The 21,751-nt window shown below is 73.2% G+C and carries 20 protein-coding genes and 1 tRNA gene; 7 read left to right on the forward strand and 14 right to left on the reverse strand.

Going from position 1 to position 21,751, the window contains the following annotated elements; translation table 11 throughout:
* Positions 1 to 72: 72 nt before the first annotated feature.
* Entirely contained in the window at positions 73 to 1,140 is a 1,068-nt protein-coding gene (locus ACFWA9_RS05235; protein ID WP_380383266.1) for an NAD-dependent epimerase/dehydratase family protein, read from the forward strand.
* Positions 1,141 to 1,354: 214 nt separating this feature from the next.
* Here ACFWA9_RS05235 and ACFWA9_RS05240 read toward each other — a convergent pair whose 3' ends face one another.
* Complete coding sequence (locus ACFWA9_RS05240; protein WP_380383268.1) at positions 1,355 to 2,404, reverse strand: family 2 encapsulin nanocompartment cargo protein polyprenyl transferase; 1,050 nt, start codon at positions 2,402 to 2,404, stop codon at positions 1,355 to 1,357.
* An 87-nt stretch (positions 2,405 to 2,491) separates the two neighbouring features.
* Positions 2,492 to 3,919 (reverse strand): family 2B encapsulin nanocompartment shell protein, encoded by a 1,428-nt coding sequence (locus tag ACFWA9_RS05245; RefSeq protein ID WP_329488371.1) that lies wholly within the window; start codon positions 3,917 to 3,919, stop codon positions 2,492 to 2,494.
* Between the two features lie 370 nt (positions 3,920 to 4,289).
* On the opposite strand from ACFWA9_RS05245, the gene ACFWA9_RS05250 reads away from it, so the two are divergent.
* The gene (locus tag ACFWA9_RS05250) at positions 4,290 to 5,354 is read left to right on the forward strand and encodes an ATP-grasp domain-containing protein (RefSeq protein WP_329488372.1); all 1,065 of its coding nucleotides are present in this window, start codon (positions 4,290 to 4,292) and stop codon (positions 5,352 to 5,354) included.
* Between the two features lie 88 nt (positions 5,355 to 5,442).
* Here the strand turns inward: ACFWA9_RS05250 and ACFWA9_RS05255 are convergent, their stop codons facing one another.
* From ACFWA9_RS05255 to ACFWA9_RS05265, 3 genes are all read right to left on the reverse strand, one after another.
* Entirely contained in the window at positions 5,443 to 5,988 is a 546-nt protein-coding gene (locus ACFWA9_RS05255; RefSeq protein WP_329488373.1) for a methylated-DNA--[protein]-cysteine S-methyltransferase, read from the reverse strand.
* A 137-nt stretch (positions 5,989 to 6,125) separates the two neighbouring features.
* Positions 6,126 to 6,359 carry a hypothetical protein gene (locus tag ACFWA9_RS05260; RefSeq protein WP_329488375.1) on the reverse strand — a complete coding sequence of 78 codons (234 nt, stop codon included), beginning with the start codon at positions 6,357 to 6,359 and terminating at the stop codon, positions 6,126 to 6,128.
* A gap of 370 nt (positions 6,360 to 6,729) precedes the next feature.
* A tRNA-Thr gene (locus ACFWA9_RS05265) sits at positions 6,730 to 6,803 on the reverse strand.
* Positions 6,804 to 7,081: 278 nt separating this feature from the next.
* On the opposite strand from ACFWA9_RS05265, the gene ACFWA9_RS05270 reads away from it, so the two are divergent.
* From ACFWA9_RS05270 to ACFWA9_RS05280, 3 genes are all read left to right on the forward strand, one after another.
* Complete coding sequence (locus ACFWA9_RS05270) at positions 7,082 to 8,173, forward strand: sn-glycerol-3-phosphate ABC transporter ATP-binding protein UgpC (protein WP_329488376.1); 1,092 nt, start codon at positions 7,082 to 7,084, stop codon at positions 8,171 to 8,173.
* Between the two features lie 195 nt (positions 8,174 to 8,368).
* Positions 8,369 to 8,809: a hypothetical protein gene (locus tag ACFWA9_RS05275; protein ID WP_329488377.1), complete on the forward strand. Its 441-nt coding sequence runs from the start codon at positions 8,369 to 8,371 to the stop codon at positions 8,807 to 8,809.
* Between the two features lie 37 nt (positions 8,810 to 8,846).
* Complete coding sequence (locus tag ACFWA9_RS05280) at positions 8,847 to 9,683, forward strand: NDP-sugar synthase (protein ID WP_380383271.1); 837 nt, start codon at positions 8,847 to 8,849, stop codon at positions 9,681 to 9,683.
* Between the two features lie 114 nt (positions 9,684 to 9,797).
* On the opposite strand, the gene ACFWA9_RS05285 is transcribed toward ACFWA9_RS05280, so the two are convergent.
* The 7 genes from ACFWA9_RS05285 to ACFWA9_RS05315 form a co-directional block, all read right to left on the reverse strand.
* The gene (locus ACFWA9_RS05285) at positions 9,798 to 11,429 is read right to left on the reverse strand and encodes a DoxX family membrane protein (protein ID WP_380383273.1); all 1,632 of its coding nucleotides are present in this window, start codon (positions 11,427 to 11,429) and stop codon (positions 9,798 to 9,800) included.
* A gap of 380 nt (positions 11,430 to 11,809) precedes the next feature.
* On the reverse strand, positions 11,810 to 12,805 hold the full coding sequence (rlmB, locus tag ACFWA9_RS05290) for a 23S rRNA (guanosine(2251)-2'-O)-methyltransferase RlmB (RefSeq protein WP_352286100.1): 996 nt from the start codon (positions 12,803 to 12,805) through the stop codon (positions 11,810 to 11,812).
* A gap of 134 nt (positions 12,806 to 12,939) precedes the next feature.
* Positions 12,940 to 14,334, reverse strand: a complete 1,395-nt coding sequence (cysS, locus tag ACFWA9_RS05295; RefSeq protein WP_380383275.1) for a cysteine--tRNA ligase — start codon at positions 14,332 to 14,334, stop codon at positions 12,940 to 12,942.
* Between the two features lie 116 nt (positions 14,335 to 14,450).
* Complete coding sequence (locus ACFWA9_RS05300) at positions 14,451 to 14,846, reverse strand: PPOX class F420-dependent oxidoreductase (RefSeq protein WP_329488383.1); 396 nt, start codon at positions 14,844 to 14,846, stop codon at positions 14,451 to 14,453.
* 235 nt (positions 14,847 to 15,081) lie between these two features.
* Positions 15,082 to 15,654 (reverse strand): 2-C-methyl-D-erythritol 2,4-cyclodiphosphate synthase, encoded by a 573-nt coding sequence (ispF, locus tag ACFWA9_RS05305; protein WP_380383277.1) that lies wholly within the window; start codon positions 15,652 to 15,654, stop codon positions 15,082 to 15,084.
* Positions 15,644 to 16,402: a 2-C-methyl-D-erythritol 4-phosphate cytidylyltransferase gene (ispD, locus tag ACFWA9_RS05310; RefSeq protein WP_329492152.1), complete on the reverse strand. Its 759-nt coding sequence runs from the start codon at positions 16,400 to 16,402 to the stop codon at positions 15,644 to 15,646. Before ispD ends, ispF begins: the two co-directional genes overlap by 11 nt.
* A 271-nt stretch (positions 16,403 to 16,673) precedes the next feature.
* Positions 16,674 to 17,156 carry a CarD family transcriptional regulator gene (locus ACFWA9_RS05315; protein ID WP_030244332.1) on the reverse strand — a complete coding sequence of 161 codons (483 nt, stop codon included), beginning with the start codon at positions 17,154 to 17,156 and terminating at the stop codon, positions 16,674 to 16,676.
* A 548-nt stretch (positions 17,157 to 17,704) separates the two neighbouring features.
* On the opposite strand from ACFWA9_RS05315, the gene ACFWA9_RS05320 reads away from it, so the two are divergent.
* A complete protein-coding gene (locus tag ACFWA9_RS05320) occupies positions 17,705 to 18,376 on the forward strand; it encodes a DUF461 domain-containing protein (RefSeq protein WP_380383279.1) in 672 nt (223 codons plus the stop codon).
* A gap of 224 nt (positions 18,377 to 18,600) precedes the next feature.
* On the opposite strand, the gene ACFWA9_RS05325 is transcribed toward ACFWA9_RS05320, so the two are convergent.
* A complete protein-coding gene (locus ACFWA9_RS05325; protein ID WP_238863613.1) occupies positions 18,601 to 19,293 on the reverse strand; it encodes a response regulator transcription factor in 693 nt (230 codons plus the stop codon).
* Between the two features lie 2 nt (positions 19,294 to 19,295).
* Positions 19,296 to 20,582, reverse strand: a complete 1,287-nt coding sequence (locus tag ACFWA9_RS05330; RefSeq protein WP_329488388.1) for an ATP-binding protein — start codon at positions 20,580 to 20,582, stop codon at positions 19,296 to 19,298.
* 307 nt (positions 20,583 to 20,889) lie between these two features.
* On the opposite strand from ACFWA9_RS05330, the gene phoU reads away from it, so the two are divergent.
* Positions 20,890 to 21,567: a phosphate signaling complex protein PhoU gene (phoU, locus tag ACFWA9_RS05335; RefSeq protein ID WP_359805202.1), complete on the forward strand. Its 678-nt coding sequence runs from the start codon at positions 20,890 to 20,892 to the stop codon at positions 21,565 to 21,567.
* Positions 21,568 to 21,751: the final 184 nt, after the last annotated feature.

Genomic DNA, 21,751 nt, shown 5'->3' on the forward strand with positions numbered 1-21,751 from the left:
GGGTACCTCCGGGTGCGTCCGCCCGCCGCGAACGGAAGCCTGTGGCGGGTCCGACCGGGAGAGGCTGGCGATATGAAGATCCTCTTGCTCGGCGGTTCGTCCTTCCTCGGACGGGCCTACGCTTCGCAGGCCCTCGACCGGGGCCACGACGTGACCACCTTCAACCGCGGCCGCTCCGGCAGCGACCTGCCCGGCGTCGAGACCGTCCGGGGCGAGCGCGACTCCGCCGACGACCTGGCCCGGCTGGTCGAGGGACGGCGGTGGGACGCCGTCGTCGACACCTCGGCGCAGCAGCCCGCCCAGGCCGCGCTCTCCGCCCGGCTGCTGCGCGCGCACGCGGACCACTACACCTTCGTCTCCTCCGTGCACGCCTTCGCCGACTGGCCGGCCCGGGCGGTGGACGAGACCGCGCCCCTGCACCCCTGCCCCGCCGACACCCCGCCCGACCAGCCCCCCGGCAACCCCCTCAAGGCCGGCTGCGAACGCGCGGTGCTGGAGGGGTTCGGGGCCGACCGCACACTGATCCTCAACAGCGGCCTGCTGATCGGCCCTCACGAGAACGGCGGCCGCCTGCCGTGGTGGCTGGAGCGGATGGCCCGCGGCGGCCGGGTACTGGCTCCGGGTGACCCGACCCGGGCGATGCAGGTCATCGACGTCCGCGACTTCGCGGTGTTCGGCGTGACCGCGCTGGAGGCCGGTCGTACCGGGCGCTACCTCACCACCGCCCCGGCCGGGAACGTCACCTTCGGGGAGTTCCTGGCGACCTGCGTCGAGGTGGTCGGCGAGACCGTCGACGGGGACGGCGCCGCCCACCCGCCGGCGGAGCTCGTCTGGGTCGAGGACGGCCCGCTGCTCGCCGAAGGTCCGGACAGCGTCCAGCCCTGGAGCGAACTCCCGCTCTGGGCACCCGACGTGCCGGAGCTGGCGGGCGTCTGGCTCGCCGACACCGCCCGGGCACAGGCGGCCGGCCTGCGGTGTCGGCCGTTCGCCGACACCGCCCGGGACACCTGGGCCTGGCTCCGCACGCGCGGCCCGGCCGAGGACACCGACGCCGACGGGCTCAAGGGCCGCAAGGGTGCCGCTCAGAAGGCCGGCATGGTCCCCGCCAAGGAGCAGCGCCTGCTCGCCGCCCTCGCGTAGCGCGATGCGGGCCGCGCCCTGCGCGCCGACGCTGTCTGGCTCGCCGCCCTACCGAGGCGGCGAGCCAGGCGGGTCCGTCGGGCCCGGGTGGGCCAGGAGACCGGGGCTGTGGTCACCGGACCGACGCGATCAGTGCGCACGCCCGGGCGGCAGGTGCCGGCACGCGCGCCAAGCGGCGCGGACCGGACCGTGCGCCGCGGCCGACGGACCCCGGTCAGTGCGTCCGCCGGGTGACCAACTCGGCGAGCGCCAGCAGCTCGTCGGCCGCGGACGGCTCGGGCACCGCCGTCGCCAACTGGCCGAGCGCGGCGGCCATCCGCTCGCACGACTCCCCCTGCGCCCAGCCCCGGCCGCCCGCACCCTCCACCGCGGCCGCGCAACGGCTCAACTCCTCCGGGCTGAGCGGACGCGCGAGCGCGTACAGCTCGGCCAGCGCCCGCCCGTCCGGTGTGTCGGAGCCCAGCGCCGCCACCACCGGCAGGGACTTCTTGCGTGCCACCAAGTCCGCCCCGACCGGCTTGCCGGTGACGGCGGGATCCCCCCAGATCCCGATCAGATCGTCGATGAGCTGGAACGCCAGGCCGATCTCCCGGCCGAAGCCGTCCATCGCCTGCGCCGCCTCCTCCGAGGCGCCCGCGTACTGGGCGCCCATCGCGCAGGCGGCACCGAGCAGCGCACCCGTCTTCGCCTCCGCCATCGCCAGGCACTCGGCGAGCGAAACGTCACTGCGCTGCTCGAAGGCGCAGTCGATCTGCTGTCCCTCGCAGAGTTCGACCACGCAGTCGGTGAGCCGGCGGATCGCGCCCTGCGCGGCCGGGTGGGTGTCCTCCGCGAGGAGGCGCAGCGCCAGCGAGTGCATGGCGTCGCCCGCCAGGATGGCCTCGGTGGTGCCGAACACCCGCCAGGCGGTGGGGCGGTGGCGCCTGGTCTCGTCACGGTCGATGACGTCGTCGTGGAGCAGGGTGAAGTTGTGGACGAGCTCGACGGCCGCCGCCGCCGCGGTGGCGGTCACCGTGGTGCCGCCGAGCGCCTGGGTGGCGGCCAGGACCATGGCCGGCCTGATCGCCTTGCCGGAGGGTGCGGCGGTCGGTGAGCCGTCGGCCTCCCACCAGCCGAAGTGGTAGCCGGCCACCTTGCGCATCGAGCCGGGCAGCGAGTCGACCGCGGCGCGCAGGACCGGATCGACCAGACCACGGGTGCGGGCGAGGACGTCCTCCGCCTCGTGGCCCTCCCGGTGCTCCCGCTCCAACGTGAAACTTCCCATGGGTTCCTCCCCCTGATGGTGGGCGCCGTCCGGCTGGCCGCGGGACCCCCGCGACCGGCCGGACGGCATGGTGCCGATCGACCCCGGTCAGTCGTGGTGGTGCGCGACGTCGACGTTCTCCAGCACGCCCACCGCGTCGGGCACCAGGATGGCGGCGGAGTAGTAGGCGCTGACGAGATAGGAAATGACGGCCTTCTCGCTGATCCCCATGAACCGCACCGAGAGGCTCGGCTGGTATTCATCGGGAATTCCGGTCTGGTGCAGCCCGATGACACCCTGGTTGTCCTCGCCGGTGCGCAGCGCGAGGATCGAGCTGGTGTGACCGCCGACGACCGGGATCTTGTTGCACGGGAAGACCGGCACCCCCCGCCAGGCGAACACCGGCTTGCCCTGGACCTCGACGGTGTCCGGGTAGAGGCCGCGGCGGTTGCACTCCCGGCCGATGGCGGCGATCGCCTTGGGGTGGGCGAGGAACATCTTGGTGCCGCGGCGCCGGCTCAGCAGCTCGTCCATGTCGTCCGGCGTGGGCGGGCCGGAGTGGGTCTGGATCCGCTGCTCGTACGCGGCGTTCCGCAGGAGCCCGAACTCCGGGTTGTTGATCAGCTCGGCCTCCTGGCGCTCGCGCAGCGCCTCGATGGTCAGCCGGAGCTGGTGCTCGGTCTGGTTCATCGGCTGGTTGTAGAGGTCGGCGACCCGGCTGTGCACCTTCAGCACCGTCTGGGCGACGCTCAGCTCGTACTCGCGCGGCTTCAGCTCGTAGTCCACGAAGGCGCCGGGCAGCTCGTACTCGCCGTGGTGCCCGGCGGAGAGCTCGATCGCCGCCTCGCCGTGCTTGTTCTGCGCCTGCTGGAAGCCCGCCAGGTAGTCCATGATCTGCAGCTGCAGTGCCTCGGAACGCTCCGCGAGCTCCTGGAACGACGGCCAGGAGAGCGCCAGCAGCGTGCCCGCGGTGGCGGCCTTCACCGCGTACGGCCAGCTGCCGTCCTCGCGCTGGAGCACCTCGTCGCCCAGGTGGTCGCCGTCGGCGAGGGAGCCGAGCACCACCTCCTCGCCGTACTTGCCCGTTCCCCACCGGTCGAGCTTGCCGTGCGCGATGATGAGGACCTCGTCGATCGGCGTCCCCGCCGTGACCAGGACCTCACCGGCGGAGAAATCGCGTTGGACGAAGCGACCGGCCAGCGCCTCCAGCACCGCGTCGTCCTCGAACCCGCGCAGCACCGGCACCTCGCGCAGGGTGGGCGGGACGATCCGCACCTCGGAGCCCGTCTGGACGACACTCACCCGGCCGCGGCCGACCGCGTACCGCAGGCGCCGGTTGACCCGGTAGGTACCGCCGGAGACCTGCACCCACGGCAGCATCCTGAGCAGCCAGCGCGGGCTGATGCCCTGCATCTGCGGCGCGGACTTGGTGGTCGTCGCGAGGTTCCTCGCGCCGGCCGTACCGAGGCTCTGCTGCGAACCGGATTGCGGCGTACCGCCCGGCGCAGGAATACCGACGTTGGTTTCGGTCGACATAGGGAGCCTTTCGCATACCCGATGAAGTGTCGCCTTGCAAGAATCATGATGGGCCCATTCGAAGGCTTCCACAATCACTCTTTCGAGTGGTCGGAATAACCGAACAAATAGGACCACTAGATCACCTGATCTATTTCAGTTCGATCCTTATTCGAACGCGGACGAACCCCTCCTCCCGGACCCCGGCCGCACCCCGACGCCACCCGCGACCGACCCCCGACCGGACCCCGACCCGGCCACCGGCCCACCCGCCGTCCACCCCGGCGAGCCGGGCCGCTAAGGTGCGCCTCAAGGGCCACGGGGCCAGTGACGAACGAGTGGCCGCACCGGATGCCCTCCCCCTCGTTCACCCCTGCCCTGGGAGGCCTTCATGAGTGCCCCCGTACGTGTCTGGCTCAACCGCACCTACGCCGAGAACGTCTTCTTCATCGAACAGCTGCGCGCCGCGCCGCGCCCCGTCCGGATCCACGCGACCCACGTCGACGCCGACTCCCCGGTGCTCGCCGCCGCCGACCACGCCACCCTGGAACCGGGCGACCTCCCCCCGGACGCCTACGTCGCCTACGCGCTCGACTACTGCGCCCGCCACGCGATCGACGTCTTCCTGCCCCGGCTCAACCAGCTCGCGATCTCGCTGCACCACCAGGAGTTCGAGGCGATCGGCACCGCCCTCGTCTGCCCGCCCGCCACCGCCATCGCGGCCTTCGACAGCAAGGCCGACGGCTACGCGGCGATCGCCGCCGCCGGACTGCCCACCCCGCCGTGGTGGCTGGTCCGGAGCGCCGACGACCTGCTCGCCGCCGTCGACCGGATCGAGTCCGCCGGGCTCACCGCCTGCCTCAAACCCGCTTCCGGCGCCGGCGGCGAGGGCTTCCGGATGCTCACCCGCGAGCCCTTCGGCCTGCACCGGCTGGCCGGCTGGGACAGCCGGGTCCAGGTCGACCAGGTGGCCGCCGCGCTGGCGGCCGCCGACGAGCCGGCCGACCTGCTGGTGATGCCCTACCTGGAGGGCCCCGAGATATCGGTCGACTGCCTCGGCGACCGCGACGGCACCCTGCTCGCCGCGGTCGGCCGCAGCAAGCACCGGCGCCGCCGGAGCTTCACCACCGCACCGCGGTACCTGGAGCCCACCCGCCGGCTGATCGAGTCCGTCGGGATGTCCTTCCTGTCCAACGTGCAGTTCCGCCACCTGGCCGGGGAGCCGGTGGTCATCGACGTCAACACCCGCCCCTCCGGCGGCCTGCACCAGCTGCGCCTGTGCGGCCTCAACCTGCCGTGGAACGCGGTGCAGCTGGCGCTCGGCGAGCGGCCGGACACCGTGCCCACCGGGGATCCGGCCGGGATCGACTACACCCTGGTCTCCGGGATCCAGCCGGTCCTGCCGCGCCAGGGTTCGTTCGACCGCGGTCCGGCCGCGGTCGAACTCGTGCACTGACACCCGTACCGACACTCGCGAACCGCCGCCGGCGCCACCCCGTCGGCGGCCACCGCCCCGGTCGCCGCCCGTGCTCCGCCCGGCCCCGCTACAGCGGGCCGTCCCAGTCCAGCGTCGGCTCCAGCACGCCCTCCAGCGTGAGCAGCCAGCGCTTGACGTCGATCCCGACCCGGCCGCCGCCGAATCCGCCGATGCCGTCCGCCGCCACCACGCGGTGGCACGGCACCAGCAGCGCGACGGGATTGGCCGCCATCATCTGCCCGACCGTCCTGGCCGCCAGCCCCGGCTCCGTGACACCCTCGAACACCCCGCTGCGGGCCGCCAGTTCGCCGTAGGTGATGGTCCGCCCGAACGGCACCTCGTGCCAGAGCGTCCGCAGCACCGCGCGATGCGGTCCGGTGCTCAGGCTCCAGTCGATGGGCAGCCCCAACTCCCGCCGCCCGCCCGCGAGGTACTCGGCTATCCGCCCGGTGACCGCGTCGATCTTCGACCGGTCGGTGCACGGCGGCCGCTCGCCCGGCTGCCCCAGGTAGCCCGCCGCCGCCACTCCCAGCGGCGTCACCGCGATGTGCATCGGACCGCTCGGCAGCGGCGTCTCCACCGTCATCCAGGACATCGCCGTGGGCTGTGACACGGACTGCGACACGCTCGGGCCCCCGCCCTCCTCCGCCGGGCCGGCCACCGGCCACGCCGGTACCCGCGGGGCGCGCGAGGACCACCCGCCCCGCTCGCCATCGTACGGCGGGTCCGCCCGGCGTGGCCGGACCGTCCCTAGAGCCGCCCCTTCAGCTCGGCGGCGATCCCGCGCGACCACCGGGACAGCTCGGTCCGGTCGGCCGCCCGGCCCTCGCACAGGGCGTCGAGCTGCGCTTCGTTGATCCGGTTCGGCCCCGGGATCTCCAGCAGGTACGCGAGCTCCTCCAGCACCGTGGCGAGGCGCTTGGCATCCGCGTGATCGAGGGCGACCGCCGCCTCGTGGTGGCTGATGGTGAGAGAACCGGGCATGGCCAACCTCCTCCGTTCGCCCCCGCCCCTCCACCGTACGACCGCTCCGGCACCCGTGCCCGCCGCACGACCGCGGGCGCCCCTCCGGGCCCGGCCGGCCACGCTCCGCGGCGCACCCGCCACCTCGCGAGGGGCCCGGGAGCCCCTCCTCGCCCGCGGCCCCTGACCGCCCCCATGGCCGACCGGCGGCGCTCACGACCATTGCGCCGCAAACACGCTGACCAGTCGTCAGGCAACCCGATCGGGGACGGCGGGGCCACGTGGAGGAGCTGGGCGCCTGACGGCCGGGGCGACCGGGCCTCCCGCCCCACGACGACGAAGGGCCGGTCCGCCCGGGATCACCCCGGCCCGACCGGCCCTTCGAGCACCGAGCCCCCTGTCGGGTTCGAACCGACGACCCCCGCTTTACAAGAGCGGTGCTCTGGCCAGCTGAGCTAAGGAGGCATGGTGACCGTCCGCGACGAGGTCACGGCGGCACCGGGGGCAGTCTACCGGGCGGCCGTGGGGCGGTGGTGGCATATCCGGGGGATCGCGGGCGGGGCGGGCGTGATGGAACCGATGCCGAATTCCAGGGGTCCGGGGGCTGACAAGCGGCGTAGGCGCAGGTAGCGTCGCCCGGAGTTGACCCGCGCCGTGGTTCGGACCAGGAGCGGGCCCGCGCACGACATCCACCTTTACTCGGATCGTCCGGCACGTTCCTGCCGGTGAAGGAGAGCACAGCCATGGCTTCTGTGACGTACGACAAGGCGACCCGTGTCTACCCCGGGTCCGACAAGCCCTCCGTGGACGCGCTGGACCTGGAGATCGCGGACGGCGAGTTCCTCGTCCTGGTCGGCCCCTCCGGCTGTGGCAAGTCCACCAGCCTCCGGATGCTGGCCGGCCTGGAGGACGTGAACGCCGGCGCGATCCGCATCGGTGACCGCGACGTCACGCACCTGCCGCCGAAGGACCGGGACATCGCCATGGTGTTCCAGAACTACGCGCTCTACCCGCACATGACCGTCGCGGAGAACATGGGCTTCGCGCTCAAGATCGCGGGCGTCAACAAGACCGAGATCCGCACCAAGGTCGAAGAGGCCGCGAAGATCCTCGACCTCACCGAGTACCTGGACCGCAAGCCGAAGGCGCTCTCCGGCGGTCAGCGCCAGCGTGTCGCCATGGGCCGCGCGATCGTCCGCGAGCCGCAGGTCTTCCTGATGGACGAGCCGCTGTCGAACCTCGACGCCAAGCTCCGCGTCTCCACCCGCACCCAGATCGCGGGCCTGCAGCGCCGCCTGGGCATCACCACCGTGTACGTCACCCACGACCAGACCGAGGCGCTCACCATGGGCGACCGCGTCGCGGTGCTCAAGGGCGGCGTGCTGCAGCAGGTCGACACCCCGCGCAACATGTACGACCGGCCCGCCAACCTCTTCGTGGCCGGCTTCATCGGCTCGCCCGCGATGAACCTGATCGACGTGCCGCTGGTGGACGGCGGGGTGAAGTTCGGCGGCTCGATCGTCAACATCTCCCGCGAGGACCTCTCCGGCGCCGGCACCGACAAGTCGGTGACCGTCGGCGTCCGCCCAGAGCACTTCGAGATCGTCCCGGCCGGCGGCATCGAGGGCGTCGCCGTGACCGTCAACGTGGTCGAGGAACTCGGCTCGGACGGCTTCGTCTACGGCACCACCAAGCTCGGCGGCGAGGACAAGGACCTGGTCGTGCGCGTGCACGGCCGCCAGATCCCGCAGCGCGGCGAGACCATCCACGTCGTGCCGATCGCCAACGAGACCCACGTGTTCTCCACCAGCAGCGGTGCCCGCCTGAGCAACTGACGCTCGCGGCGGCGAACGACCCGGGCGGAGCCCCGCCGGACCACGCGGTCCGGCGGGGCTCCGCCGTCGTTCGGCCGTCGTTCGGCCGTCCGCACCGCCCGCGTCAACACGGTGAAGGGACGAACCCGGACACCACGTCACTCGATGGTGTAACGGAGGGCGATCCGGGCCCCACCCAGCGCTACTCTCCTGAGCGTGAAGCAGCTAGTTCGCCGAATCGGCCAGACCATCGCCCTGACCCTGCCCGTGGTCCTGGTGACCACCGGCACCCTCGCCGTGACCAGGGTGCCGTGGGCTCCGCCGACCGGGCTGGACCAGCAGGTCGTGGCAGCCTCCAGCGAGGACGGCGCCGGCATCGGCCGGGTGCCCGCGGCCAAGGCCCCGGAGGGCCTGGCTCCGCAGGACGCCCTGCGCGTGGCCCTGCTGGAGGAGTTGCGCGCGCACAACCCGGGCAGCGCGCTGGACCTGCTGGAGCGCTCGATGCGCGAGCAGCCGGCCCTGACGCCGTACTGCACCTCGCTCGCCGGTGAGCTCGGCAAGGCGGCCGTGCGCAAGTACCAGGGGGACGTCCAGCGCGCCCGGTCCTTCGCCCGGCCGGTCTGTGACGGCTCGTTCGCCTCCGGGGTCGCCGCCTAGGGGTGCCACGCCCCGGCGGCCGCCCTATTGTGCAGGCATGACCGCTGACTCCGGCCCCGCCGCCGACCTCACGTCCGCCCAGGCACAGCAGGCACCGCAGGCTCCGCAGACGGCTCAGGCACCACAGCCGTCGGCGGCCCCGCCCGGCACGACGGCCGTCACCCAGGCCGTCATCCTGGCCGGCGGCCAGGGCTCCCGGCTGCGGCCCTACACGGACGACCGGCCGAAGCCGCTGGTCGAGATCCCCGGCACGGGGACGCCGATCCTCGGACACCAGCTCTCCTGGCTCGCCTCCGAGGGCGTCACCGACGTGGTCATCTCGTGCGGTCACCTGGCCGGTGTGCTGGAGGAGTGGCTCGACCGGACCGACCTGCCGCTGAAGGTCCGCACCGTCGTCGAGGCCGAACCGCTGGGCCGCGGCGGCGGGCTGAAGTACGCCGCCAAGGCGCTGCCCCGGCCGGACGAGCCCTGGTACGCCACCAACGGCGACATCTGGACCCGCTTCAGCCTGCGCGACATGGCCGCCTTCCACCACGAGCGGGACGCCGTAGCGACGCTCGCCCTGGCCCGTCCGCGCATCCCGTGGGGCGCGGTGGAGACGGACCAGTTCGGCAACGTGCTGGACTTCATCGAGGCGCCGCCCTCGCCCTTCCTGATCAACGCCGGCCTGTACGTCTTCAGTCCGGAGTTCGCCGAGCTGCTGCCGGACGTCGGGGACCACGAGCGGACCACGTTCCCCCAACTCGCGCGCGGCAAGCGCCTGGCGGGGTACCAGCTGCCGCAGGGCGTCTACTGGCGCGCCATCGACACCGCGAAGGACCTCACCGAGGCGGCCAAGGAACTCGCCGCCGGAGCCGGCCACACGCCCCGGTAACCCACCCCGGCGGCGGGCCCACGGGCCCCCGGCCCCGGGACCACGAGCAGGTAGCCGGGTGCTCCCCCACGGAGCACCCGGCCACCTGTCGTCCCCGAAGGGCCCGACGGCCCGTCAGGTCGCCGTCGGCGACCCCGGCCGGGAGCTCCGGGCCCCGCCGCCGGACAGCTCGGCCAGCGGCCCGCTGCCCAGCACGCCGCCGAGCAGCCCCGAGCCGGAGCTGCTGCTCGGGCTCGGCTTGGGCGCCGCCCCCGAACCGTTGCCCGGCGCCGGGGTGCTGCGCGACGCGGGCGCCGAGGCGGCCGGGGCCGCGGTCTGCGGCGCCGCCGGGGCCGAACTCGGACCGCTCTCCGGCTTGGTGGACCGCGCCTTGCCGCTCGGCGTGGGCGTCCCGGCCTTCGGCGAGGCCGCGCCCTGGGCCGGCGCCGAGGACGACGGCGCGGACGAGCCGGCCGCCGGCGAGGCCGGCCGCGCGGGCGCGGGCGAGGTGGACGGCCCCTGCCCACCGGGGGTGGCGGAGGGCCCGCCACTCGGCCAGACCGGCGTGCCGTAGTCCGTCGCCGGCCGGGACGGCCCGGGGTGCGGACGGCCGCCGGTGCGGACCGCCGCGCCCAGCATCGACCCGAGCAGCAGGGTCAGGCCGACCACGACCGCGGTGACCACCGCACCGCGCCGCAGCACCCGCCGGCGCAGTGCCGCCGGCGCGCCCGGGCCGTGGCGGCGCCACGCCTCCAGGTTGAGCCGCCCGTCCAACGAGGCGAACGGCGCTCCGGCGATCAGCAGCGGGCTCCAGGCCGCCAGGAAGATCAGGTCGGGCGTGTCGTAGACCGGCACGGCCCGCCAGCTGACGGTGAACAGCAGGGCGGCGGAGAGCAGCATCGCCGCTCCGGCCGCGAGCCGCTGCCAGAGGCCCAGGACGGTCAGCACGCCCACCACGATCTCGGTGAACGAGACCACCAGCCCCGAGCCCACCGGGTGCGCCATCGCGAACGACAGCAGCGGTTCGGCGACCTTCCAGGGGTGCAGCGAGGAGAGCCAGCGCATCATCGAGCCGCGCTCGCCGCCGTCGAAGTACACCGGGTCGCAGAGCTTGCTGAACCCGGCGTAGACCGAGAGCGAGCCCAGCACCGCGCGCAACGGCAGCAGCACCAGGCCGAGGTCCACCCGGCGGCCGGGGTACCACGGCGGCTTGCCCTCACCGGCGGTGGCGGAGACCTCGGGCAGCTCGCCGCTGGGCGTCCAGCCCTGGGGCGCGCCGACCGGGCCGACGCCCGCCTCGGTGGCGGTACCGGCGCCCTCGCGCGGCTGGCGCGGGACCGTCCGGGCACCCGCGTACGACGGGATCACCCGGGTGTCGTCGTCGGCCGTGGAGCCGCCCGGGGCGCGCCCGCCGACCCCGGCCGGCGCGGGCACGCCGGTCAACCGGACGGCCTCCAGCAGCCGGGTGGCCGCCTGGTCCCCGGGGGGCGCCTGGCCGCTCCAGGTGACGGCGGTGACCCGGCCCTTGCGCCGCGGCGCGCCGGCACCGCCGGCCCCGGCGAGCGCCGGTACGGCCGAGGCGGGCACGACCACCTGCGGGGTGACCAGCGGACGGCGGATCAGGCCCTGGCCGGCGTACGGGTCGCCGAACGCGGCCCCGGTGGAGAGCGCTCCGGCCGGGGCGTCGATCAGCGGCGCCACCGGGGTGCCGAGCCGCAGCCGGAAGCTGGCCTGGGTGACGCTGAGGCGCGCGGGGTCGGACGGCACCTTGACGGTATTGAGGCCGGGGCCCGCGTCTATCCCGGTGCTGCCGTTGCCCAGGAGGGGGCGCCGAGGTGTTCTGGTGTCCACACCCGTCTAACCGGGTGACACCCGGTTAGGACACTCTCCCGAGTGGATGTCCGGCGCCCACTTGAAGTGATCATGAGAAAAGCGATCGGGCCCGGTCGGGCCCGATCGCTTTCACCCGAATTGCGGGCGGACTGCGGAGAATCCGGAAGATCTCCTGCGCCGCCCGACCCCGCTGTGCTGCGGCGAAACGGCTCGCCCGGGCGCGGAAACGGCCCGGCCGGACCGCCGTACCGCCCACCGGCCCGGTCGGGACCGCCGCGGTACGACGGCCCGGCCGGGCCGCGCGTCGGGAGGGGTCAGCCGACCTTGCTGCGCAGGCGCGCGGCCTCGTACAGCACGATGCCCGCGGCGACGCCGGCGTTCAGCGACTCGGTGGCACCCGGCATCGGGATCCGCACGCGGATGTCACAGGTCTCCGAGACCAGCCGGGACAGGCCCTTGCCCTCGCTGCCCGCGACGATCACGACCGGACCGGCCAGCGCCTCCAGGTCACCGATCTCGGCCTCGCCGTCGGCGGCCAGGCCGACCACCATCACGCCGGCCTTCTGGTAGGCCTCCAGCGTCCGGGTCAGGTTGGTGGCCCGGGCGACGGGCAGCCGCGCCGCGGCACCGGAGGAGGTCTTCCAGGCACCGGCGGTCATGCCCGCCGCCCGGCGCTCGGGGATGACCACGCCGTGCGCGCCGAAGGCGGCGGCGGAGCGGACCACGGCGCCGAGGTTGCGCGAGTCGGTGACCCCGTCGAGCGCCATGATCAGCGCGTCCTCGCCGTTGTCCGCGGCCTGCGCCAGCAGGTCCTCGGGGTGCGCGTACTCGTACGGCGGGACCTGCAGCACCAGGCCCTGGTGGTTCATGTTGCCGGTCATCTGGTCCAGCTGCGGGCGCGGGGCCTCCATCAGCGGGATGCCCCGGTCGTTGGCGGCCTGGAAGGCGTCGCGCACCCGGTCGTCGGTGTCGATGAACTGCAGGACGTAGAGCGCGGTGGCCGGCACCCCGCCCTGCAGGGCCTCGACCACCGAGTTGCGGCCGAAGACCAGCTCCGCCGCGCCGGCACCGCCACGGCCGCCCTTGCCGCCACCGCCGGCCCGGCGCATGCCGGCCCGGGCCTTGGCGTCCCGCTCGCGCTTGACCGCGGCGTTGGCCGCGCGCTGCTTCGGGTGCCCCTTGCGCTCCGCGCCGGGGGGCGTCGGGCCCTTGCCCTGGAGCGCCTTCCGGCTGTGGCCGCCGGTACCGACACTCGCGCCCTTCTTCGACCCGGGGTTGCGGCGGTTCCTGCGTGCACTGTTGCCGGCCATGGCTGTACTTCCTGTCTGTCCGGCATGCCCGGCCGCACCGTGAACCCGGTGCCGGCCGACGACATGCGCTACGTCATGCGGGAGGGCCGCACCGGTTCGGTACGGCCCACCCTCACCCCATCGCTCGGATGGAGTTACTGGTTGTTGATCGTCCAGCGCGGGCCGGACGGGGTGTCCTCGATCGCCAGCCCGGCCTCGCCGAGCTGGTCACGGATGGCATCCGCGGTGGCGAAGTCCTTGCGGGTCCGGGCCGCCTGCCGCTGCTCCAGGACCAGCCTGACCAGCGAGTCGACGACCCCGTGGAGGTCCTCACCGTGCTCGGCCCCGGTCCACTGCGGGTCCAGCGGGTCGAGGCCCAGTACTCCGAGCATCGCACGGACCTCGGCCAGACGCGCCACCGCGTTCTCCTTGTCGTCCGCGGTGAGGGCGCTGTTGCCCTGGCGGACGGCGGTGTGCACGATGGCCAGCGCCTGGGGAACGCCCAGGTCGTCGTCCATCGCCTCGGCGAAGGCCGGCGGCACCTCGGGCGCCGCGTCGACCGCGCCGCAGCGCTCGACCACGCGCTGGACGAAGCCCTCGATCCGGCCGAACCCGGCCTCGGCCTCGCGCAGCGACTCCTCGCTGTACTCGATCATCGAGCGGTAGTGCGGGGCCGCCAGGTAGTACCGGAGCACGATCGGACGCCAGCGCTCGACCATCTCGGAGACCAGCACCGAGTTGCCGAGCGACTTGCTCATCTTCTCGCCGCTCATGGTGACCCAGGCGTTGTGCACCCAGAAGTTCGCGAAGTCGTCGCCGTACGCCTTGGACTGGGCGATCTCGTTCTCGTGGTGCGGGAAGATCAGGTCGATCCCGCCGCCGTGGATGTCGAAGGCCCGGCCCAGGTACTTGTGCGCCATCGCGGAGCACTCCAGGTGCCAGCCGGGACGGCCGCCGCCCCACGGGGTCTCCCAGCTCGGCTCACCGGCCTTGGCGGACTTCCACATCGCGAAGTCGCGCGGGTCGCGCTTGCCGGTCTCGCCCTCGCCCTCGGGCTGGCGCAGGTTCTCCAGCTTCTGGTTGGAGAGTTCGAGGTAGCCGGGGAAGGACTTCACGTCGAAGTAGACGTTGCCGTCCGACGCGTAGGCGTGCCCCTTGGCGATGAGCGTCCGCATCATCTCGATCATCTCGGGGATGTGCCCGGTGGCCCGCGGCTCGACGGTCGGCGGGAGGCAGCCGAGCGCCGCGTAGCCGTCGTTGAAGGCCCGCTCGTTGGCGTAGGCGATCTGCCACCACGGCGTACCGAGCTGGCGCTCCTTGGCGATGACCTTGTCGTCGATGTCGGTGACGTTGCGCGCGAAGGTCACCTGGTAGCCGCGGTAGGCGAACCACCGCTGCATGATGTCGAAGTTGAGCCCGGACCGGATGTGCCCGATGTGTGGCGCCGACTGGACGGTAGCGCCGCACAGGTAGATCGAGACACAACCCGGTACAAGCGGGACGAAGTCGCGTACCTGGCGGGTGCTGGTGTCGTACAGGCGAATGCTCACAGCGTCAAGCGTAGTGGGCATGAGGGGGTGCCCCGCGACATTCTCGAATGTCAATACCGCGGCTACGCCGTTTCTTCTTCATGGCCTACCGGAGTCACCCGCTCCGCCTGGCTCTCTCAGAGGTTGCCGACCACCTTGCGCGGGCTGAGCCGGACCACCACCCGGACGTCCTCCGGGCCGTCGTAGCCGTAGGACTCCTCGCCGCGGTACTTGCGCGCCAGCTCGTCGATCAGCTCCTTGCCGCCCTCCCGGGTGAGGGTGGCCTCGCCGCGCAACTCCACGTAGGAGTAGGGGCTCTCCGGCGGGTTGACCACCAGCGAGATCCGCGGGTCCTTCAGCAGGTTGAGGTGCTTGCGGCGGCCCTCCACCGTGGAGAAGAGGACGTCGTCGCCGTCCCGCTTGACCCAGACCACCGAGGACTGGGGGCTGCCGTCGGGCTGGATGGTGGAGACCACGGCGAAGCTCTTGCCGTCGATCAGGGCCTTGGCCCGGTCGGAGAGCTGTGCGGCCATCGGGGACCTCTTCTCGTCAAGCGGCGTCGGACGGCCCGCGGTGAGCGGGTGGGCCTCGCTCGGCCCGCTCCGAACGGTAGCGACTCGGGCACCGGCCAAGGCTCCTGAACACCCGTCACGGGCCGGGTATTCCCGGCCCGGACCACCCGGACGGCCTACCGGCCGCCGCCACCGCTCCTACTACCGCCCCCGGGCCGCCCCTGCCGCTGTCCGGCGCTCCTGGTGCGCCCCGGGGTCAGCGGCGCTCGTACACCAGCGCGGTGGCGATCGCCGCGAGCCCCTCGGCCCGGCCGGTGAGGCCGAGGCCGTCCGTCGTCGTCCCGGAGACCGAGACCGGCGCGCCGACCGCCGCCGAGAGCGCGGCCTGCGCCTCGGCGCGCCGCTTGCCGATCTTCGGCCGGACACCGATCACCTGGACGGAGACGTTGCCGATCTCGAAACCGGCCTCGCGCACCAGCCGGGCCGCCTCGCCGAGCAGCCGGACGCCGGACGCGCCCGACCACTCCGGCCGGTCGGTGCCGAAGTGCGCGCCCAGGTCCCCGATCCCGGCGGCCGAGAACAGCGCGTCGCAGGAGGCGTGCGCGGCCACGTCGGCGTCGGAGTGCCCGGCCAGGCCGTACTCGGCGCCCGGCCATTCCAGGCCGGCCACCCAGAGCGGGCGCCCGGCCTCGAAGGCGTGCACATCGGTGCCGATCCCCACCCGGGGGATCAGCGGCGGCCGCGAGTCCGCGGCGGGCGGCACCGGGGCGTGGGCGGTCGGCGCCGCGTCCTCGGCGCGCGGGCCGGAGGCCGTGGGATCAGTAGGCATCGGCGGCCCTCCGGCGGGCGAGAACGGCCTCGGCGAGCACGAGGTCCAGCGGACGGGTCACCTTGAACGCCTCCTCGTGGCCGGGCACCACCACCACCCGGCCGCCGAAGCGCTCCACCAGGCCCGCGTCGTCGGTGACCGCCGGCAGGGCGTCGGCCCCCGCGGCGGCCTCCTCGGCGAGCGCCTTCTCGTGCACCTCGGCCAGCGTCTCCCGGCGGAAGCCCTGCGGAGTCTGCACGGCCCGCAGGGTGGAACGGTCGGGCGTGTCGAGCACCGGCTCGGGACCACCCGGCCGCGGCTCGACCCGCTTCACCGTGTCCGCGAGCGGCACGGCGGGCACCACCGCCTCCGCCCCGCCGCGGACGGCGGCCGCGACGGCGTCCACCACCTCGACCGGCACGAGCGGACGCGCCGCGTCGTGCACCAGGACGATCTCCACCTCGGCCGGGATCGCGGCGAGGCCCAGCCGGACCGACTCCTGGCGGGTCGCCCCGCCCGGCACGACCCGGATGTCCTTGCCGTCCAGGCCGTGGGTGTCGAGCAGTCCGACCACCTCGGCCACGCCGTCGGCCGGCGCCGCGACCACGACCAGCCCGACCGCCCGGCTGCGGGTCAGCGCCCTGACGGCGTGCACCAGGAGCGGCACCCCGCCCAGCTCCCGCAGGGCCTTCGGGGCTCCGGGCCCCAGTCGCTCACCGCGTCCCGCGGCGGGCACCACCGCTGCTGCAACTGCTCCTGTGGCGTTCAGGTTTCACTCCTTCGGCGAAGTGGGTATGGCCATGGCGTGCACGACGGGCGCGCGGGACCCCTTCCGAAAAGCTCCACGGTCTCCCGCCCACAGAACACGCAGAAACGGTCATGCGGGCCCGGGGCCGACCGGCTCGGGTGCGGGGGCGTCGTCCGGACACGCCTCAGCGCCCGAAGTGCCACTGCACCACTCCAGGACGGTTCGTCCGATGAGCGGCGCGCCGGCATCGGGCGCTGTGAACGTGTGAGCGGTGGGCGCGAGCCCGACTGCGCTACGAGGCGAGCACCTCGTCGAGCAGCGTCTCCGCCTTGTCCTCGTTGGTGTTCTCGGCCAGCGCGAGCTCGCTGACGAGGATCTGGCGCGCCTTGGCGAGCATGCGCTTCTCACCGGCGGACAGACCGCGCTCGCGCTCGCGACGCCAGAGATCGCGCACAACCTCGGCGACCTTGATAACGTCACCCGAAGCGAGCTTCTCCAGGTTTGCCTTGTAGCGACGGGACCAGTTGGTCGGCTCTTCGGTGTACGGTGCGCGAAGCACCTCGAAGACCCGGTCCAGACCCTCCTGGCCGACTACATCGCGCACGCCGACGAACTCCGCGTTCTCGGCGGGCACCCGGAGCGTCAGGTCTCCCTGCTGCACCTTGAGGACCAGGTAGGTCTTGTCCACACCTTTGATCTGGCGAATTTCGATGGCCTCGATCAGCGCGGCCCCGTGATGGGGGTAGACCACCGTGTCGCCAACCTTGAACGTCATGTGACAGGACCCCTTCCGTGGCTTTCCAGAATAACACGCTTTTCGGCGCACCCGAAGGGCGTTTTCGCAGGTCAGGGCCGGTCTCGGGGCTTGACAAGGACCCCCATGACGTGCTGCGGGCGACCTTCGGCGCGGGCTTCCCGCAGGTCGGAGGCGGTTCCGGTACCTCCCGAAACCTGCGGCAACACTCCTGAAACCGTGATTGGATCTTGAGATTTCACCGTTTATCGGGCCGTTTCCCGATCGTGATCCGATCTTGGTCGACACTTGACCAGGACACGCCGGTGTGTTGCCACGAGTACGGCGCCGGGTCGCGGCCGAGGTCGGAGCCGTACCGCCGTCCGGGCCCGGGCCGTTGCCGGTGCCGGGCGCGAGGCCCCGCCGACGCCGCCCCGCCGGTCGTCTCCGGGCGTGGCGGGGTGCCGCCGTCCGGGCGCCGGGCGGACTCCCGGAGCGCGACACGGGGACCACCCCGTGAGGAGCGCATAAGCGAGGTCGATAATCTGAGGCCTGACCACCCGACATGTGACCTAGGAGAAGCCGCCGCCGTGAGCCGCAGCATTCGAGTCGGCAGCATCGCCGCCATCGCCGCCCTCGCCATCGCCTCGCTGTCGTCCTGCTCGGCCGGCAACAAGGCGGAGACTCTGGAGATCAAGCCCGACAACGCCTACGCGACGGTCGGCACCGACCTCCGGCTGAACAACATCGTTGTCATCACCGGGGACGAGTCCTCCGGCGAGCACACCGGTCCGGCCAACGTGTCGGTGAACATCAGCAACACCGGGACGGAGCCCGTCGAGCTCCAGTCCATCGTCGTGGGCGACGGCGGGGCCGCCGCCTTCGCCGACCAGAAGGGCGCCCCGCTGGGCAGCATCGTCGTCCCGGCCGGCGGCGCCGTGCTGATCGGCGGCGAAGGCAACCCCTCCGCCAAGGTCGCCTCGGCCAGCGTCCACGTCGGTGGCTTCGTGCCCACCGCCTTCGCCTTCAAGAACGGCGAGAAGGTCGCGACCGAGGCCGCGGTCAGCCCGAACAAGGGTCTGTACAAGGGCTGGGGCCCGACCGCCTCCCCCGCCGCCGTGCCGTCCAAGGCCGCCGGCTCGCCCAGCGCCTCGGCCGGTGCCGCCACCCCCTCGGGCACCGCCACCCCCTCCGGTACCGCGGCCGGCACCGGTGCGGCCACTCCGGCCGGCACCGCCTCGCCGACCGCCGGCTCCCACTGACCCGCCGCCTCCGGCGCCCGGTCCCGCGAACGCGGGGTCCGGGCACCGCGGAGGCGGACCCGCGGAGGGCCGGCCGGGCTCGGTCGCGCACGCGAAGGACCCCTCCGGGCGGCTGCTCGGAGGGGTCCTTCGTGGGTCCGCCCGGTCCGCCCGGTCCGCGCCGGCGGAGTGGGCGGCTCTGTCGAGCCGCTCGCCCCCCGGCACAGAGGTCCCGGTCGTCCGGTCTACGGCTCGAACTTGTAGCCGAGGCCACGGACCGTGACCAGGTAGCGCGGCGCGCCCGGGTCCGGCTCGATCTTCGCCCGCAGGCGCTTCACGTGGACGTCGAGCGTCTTGGTGTCCCCGACGTAGTCGGCGCCCCAGACCCGGTCGATCAGCTGCATCCGGGTGAGCACCCGGCCCGCGTTGCGCAGCAGCATCTCCAGCAGGTCGAACTCCTTGAGCGGGAGGTCGACCTTGGCGCCGTCGACGGTCACCACGTGGCGGTCGACGTCCATCCGGACCGGGCCCGCCTCCAGCGCGCCCGGGCCGCCACCGTCGCCGGGGCCCTCGGCCTCGCCGCGCCGGCGCAGCACCGCACGGATCCGGGCCACCAGCTCACGGGTGGAGTAGGGCTTGGTCACGTAGTCGTCCGCACCTATTTCCAGGCCGACGACCTTGTCGATCTCGCTGTCCTTGGCGGTGACCATGATCACCGGGACGTTCGAGCGCACCCGGAGCTGGCGGCAGACCTCGGTGCCGGGCAGGCCCGGCAGCATCAGGTCGAGCAGGACGAGATCGGCGCCGTTCCGTTCGAACTGCTCCAGGGCGTCGGGGCCGGTGGCGGCGATGGCCACCTCGAAGCCCTCCTTGCGGAGCATGTACGAGAGAGCGTCGCTGAACGACTCCTCGTCCTCGACCACCAGTACTCGGGTCACGATCAGGCCTCCGGGGCAAGCTGGGGGGTTGTGTCTGACAGGGGTTGCGCGGACTCCCCGGCGGGGAGCGTGTGGTCCTCGGGGGCCTGCCCGGCGGGCAGGCGCACGGTGAAGGTGGAGCCCTGGCCCTCGACGCTCCACACCGAGACGGTGCCGCCGTGCGAGGCGGCCACGTGCTTGACGATGGAGAGGCCGAGGCCGGTGCCGCCGGTCGCCCGGGACCGGGCCGGGTCGACCCGGTAGAACCGTTCGAACACCCGCTCGCGGTCCTTCTCGGAGATGCCGATGCCCTGGTCGGTCACCGAGATCTCGATCAGCTCGCCGTCGGCCTCGCCGAGGGCGGCGGCACTGGAGATCCGGCGGGTGGCGATCGCGACCCTGGTCCTCGGCGGGCTGTAGTTCACGGCGTTCTCGACCAGGTTGCCGAGCGCCGCGGCCAGCTGGCCGCGGTGGCCGTGCAGGTAGAGGCCGGCGATGCCGCCGGCCGCGATCAGGATCTGCTTGGCGGCGGCCTGCTGGCGGCAGCGGTCGATCGCCTCCGCGATCAGCTCGTCCACCGCGACCGGCTCCGGGTCGACCATCAGCCGGTCGTCCTGGACCCGGGAGAGGTCGATGATCTCCTGGACCAGGCTGGCCAGCCTGGTCGCCTCGATCTGCATCCGGCCGGCGAAGCGCTGCACCGCCTCCGGGTCGTCGGACGCGTCGGCGACCGCCTCGGAGAGCAGCGAGAGCGCGCCGACCGGGGTCTTGAGTTCGTGGCTGACGTTGGCGACGAAGTCGCGGCGGACCGCCTCGACCCGGCGGCGGTCGGTCTGGTCCTCGACCAGGACCAGGACCAGCCGGGAGCCCAGCGGGGCGACCCGGACCGACACCGCGAGCGGCTCGGCGGCCCGCGCCGCACCGGGGCGGGGCACCTCCAGCTCGACCTGGCGGATCTCACCGTCCCGGCGGGTGGCCCGGGCCAGCGAGAGCATCTGGTCGATGGCGACCGCGCCGCCGCGCACCAGTCCCATCGCGTACGCCGCGGAGCTGGCCTTGACCACCTCGTCGCCCTCGCCGAGCACGATCGCGCAGGAGCGCAGCACGGAGAGGACGGTGTCGACCCCGGGGGGAAGGGGAGGTTCATGGGTGGGGTTGTTGAGCCCCTGCTGTCGGGTTCTGCCGTTGGTGCCGCCGTACCTGCCCTTGGCCTGTTCGCGCTCGCTCCAACGGAAGGCGATGGAGGCCGTGAGGCCGACGCCGAGCCCGGCTATGGCGCAGGCAGCGGCGGCGGCCACGTTCACGTCCATACCGCCAGCCTAAGCGCATGACGTGGCCACTCCTCCAGGGTCGGATCAAGGGATCGGCCGCCCGTTGCCGAGAATTCACCTCCACGTAGCTGCCGATTCACCGCACGGGTCGTGCGTGGTCGCCCGGGCGGCCCAGAGTTGGTCGCGCAGCCCGTGTGGGAAGGAACGGTGGATCGAACGCCTGTCCGTCGTCCCCGGTGCGCGCGTACGATGCGCGCCACCAGCAGCGGTCATTCGTACGCCCTACCGACGGTCGTACGGGATGACCGGTCGGCACCGCCACCGACACAGCTACTGAGGAGAGAGCATGCGCGACGCGTACCACGAGGAACTCGACTCGATCGGCGACAGCCTGATCGAGATGGCCCGGCTGGTCGGCTCGGCCCTGGGCCGGGCCACCACCGCGCTCCTCGACGCGGACCTGGCGCTGGCGGAGAGCGTGATCGCCGCCGACGAGAGGATCAACAACCTGCACCACGAGCTGGAGAACCGGGCGATCGACCTGCTCGCCCGCCAGCAGCCGGTCGCCACCGACCTGCGCATCGTCGTCACCTCGCTGCGGATGAGCGCCGACCTGGAGCGCTGCGGCGACCTGGCCCGGCACGTGGCCAAGGTCGCGCGGCTGCGCTACCCCGAGTCGGCGGTGCCGCGCGACCTGCACGCGACCGTCCTGGAGATGGGCCAGCTCGCCCAGCGGCTGGTGGCCAAGGCCGGCCTGGTGATCGCCACCAAGGACGTCGACAAGGCGCTGGAGCTGGAGCAGGACGACGACGCGATCGACGCGCTGCACCGCGACCTGTTCGCGCACCTGATCGACGACCGCTGGCAGCACGGGATCGAGACCGCGGTCGACGTCACGCTGGTCGGCCGCTACTACGAGCGCTTCGCGGACCACGCGGTCTCGGTGGCCAAGCGCGTGGTGTACCTGGTGACCGGCGAGCACGTGGGCGAGTTCATCGCCTCCTCGGAGGCCGCCGGGGAGTGACCCCGGTACGGCACGGCGCCCCCGGAGGCAGGGTCGGTCCCGCCGCCGGGGGCGGCGCCGTGTCCGCTCCGGGCACCGTGGTCTCCGCTCCGGGCGGTGGGCCGGCCCTGTCCCGGACGGGTGGGTCGCCGCTGGTCGGGGTGGGTGGACCGGCTCCGCCGGTGGCGGGCCGGGGCTCCGACGG

The sequence above is a fragment of the Kitasatospora sp. NPDC059973 genome, from assembly GCF_042737525.1.
In the GTDB taxonomy this organism is placed as follows: domain Bacteria; phylum Actinomycetota; class Actinomycetes; order Streptomycetales; family Streptomycetaceae; genus Kitasatospora.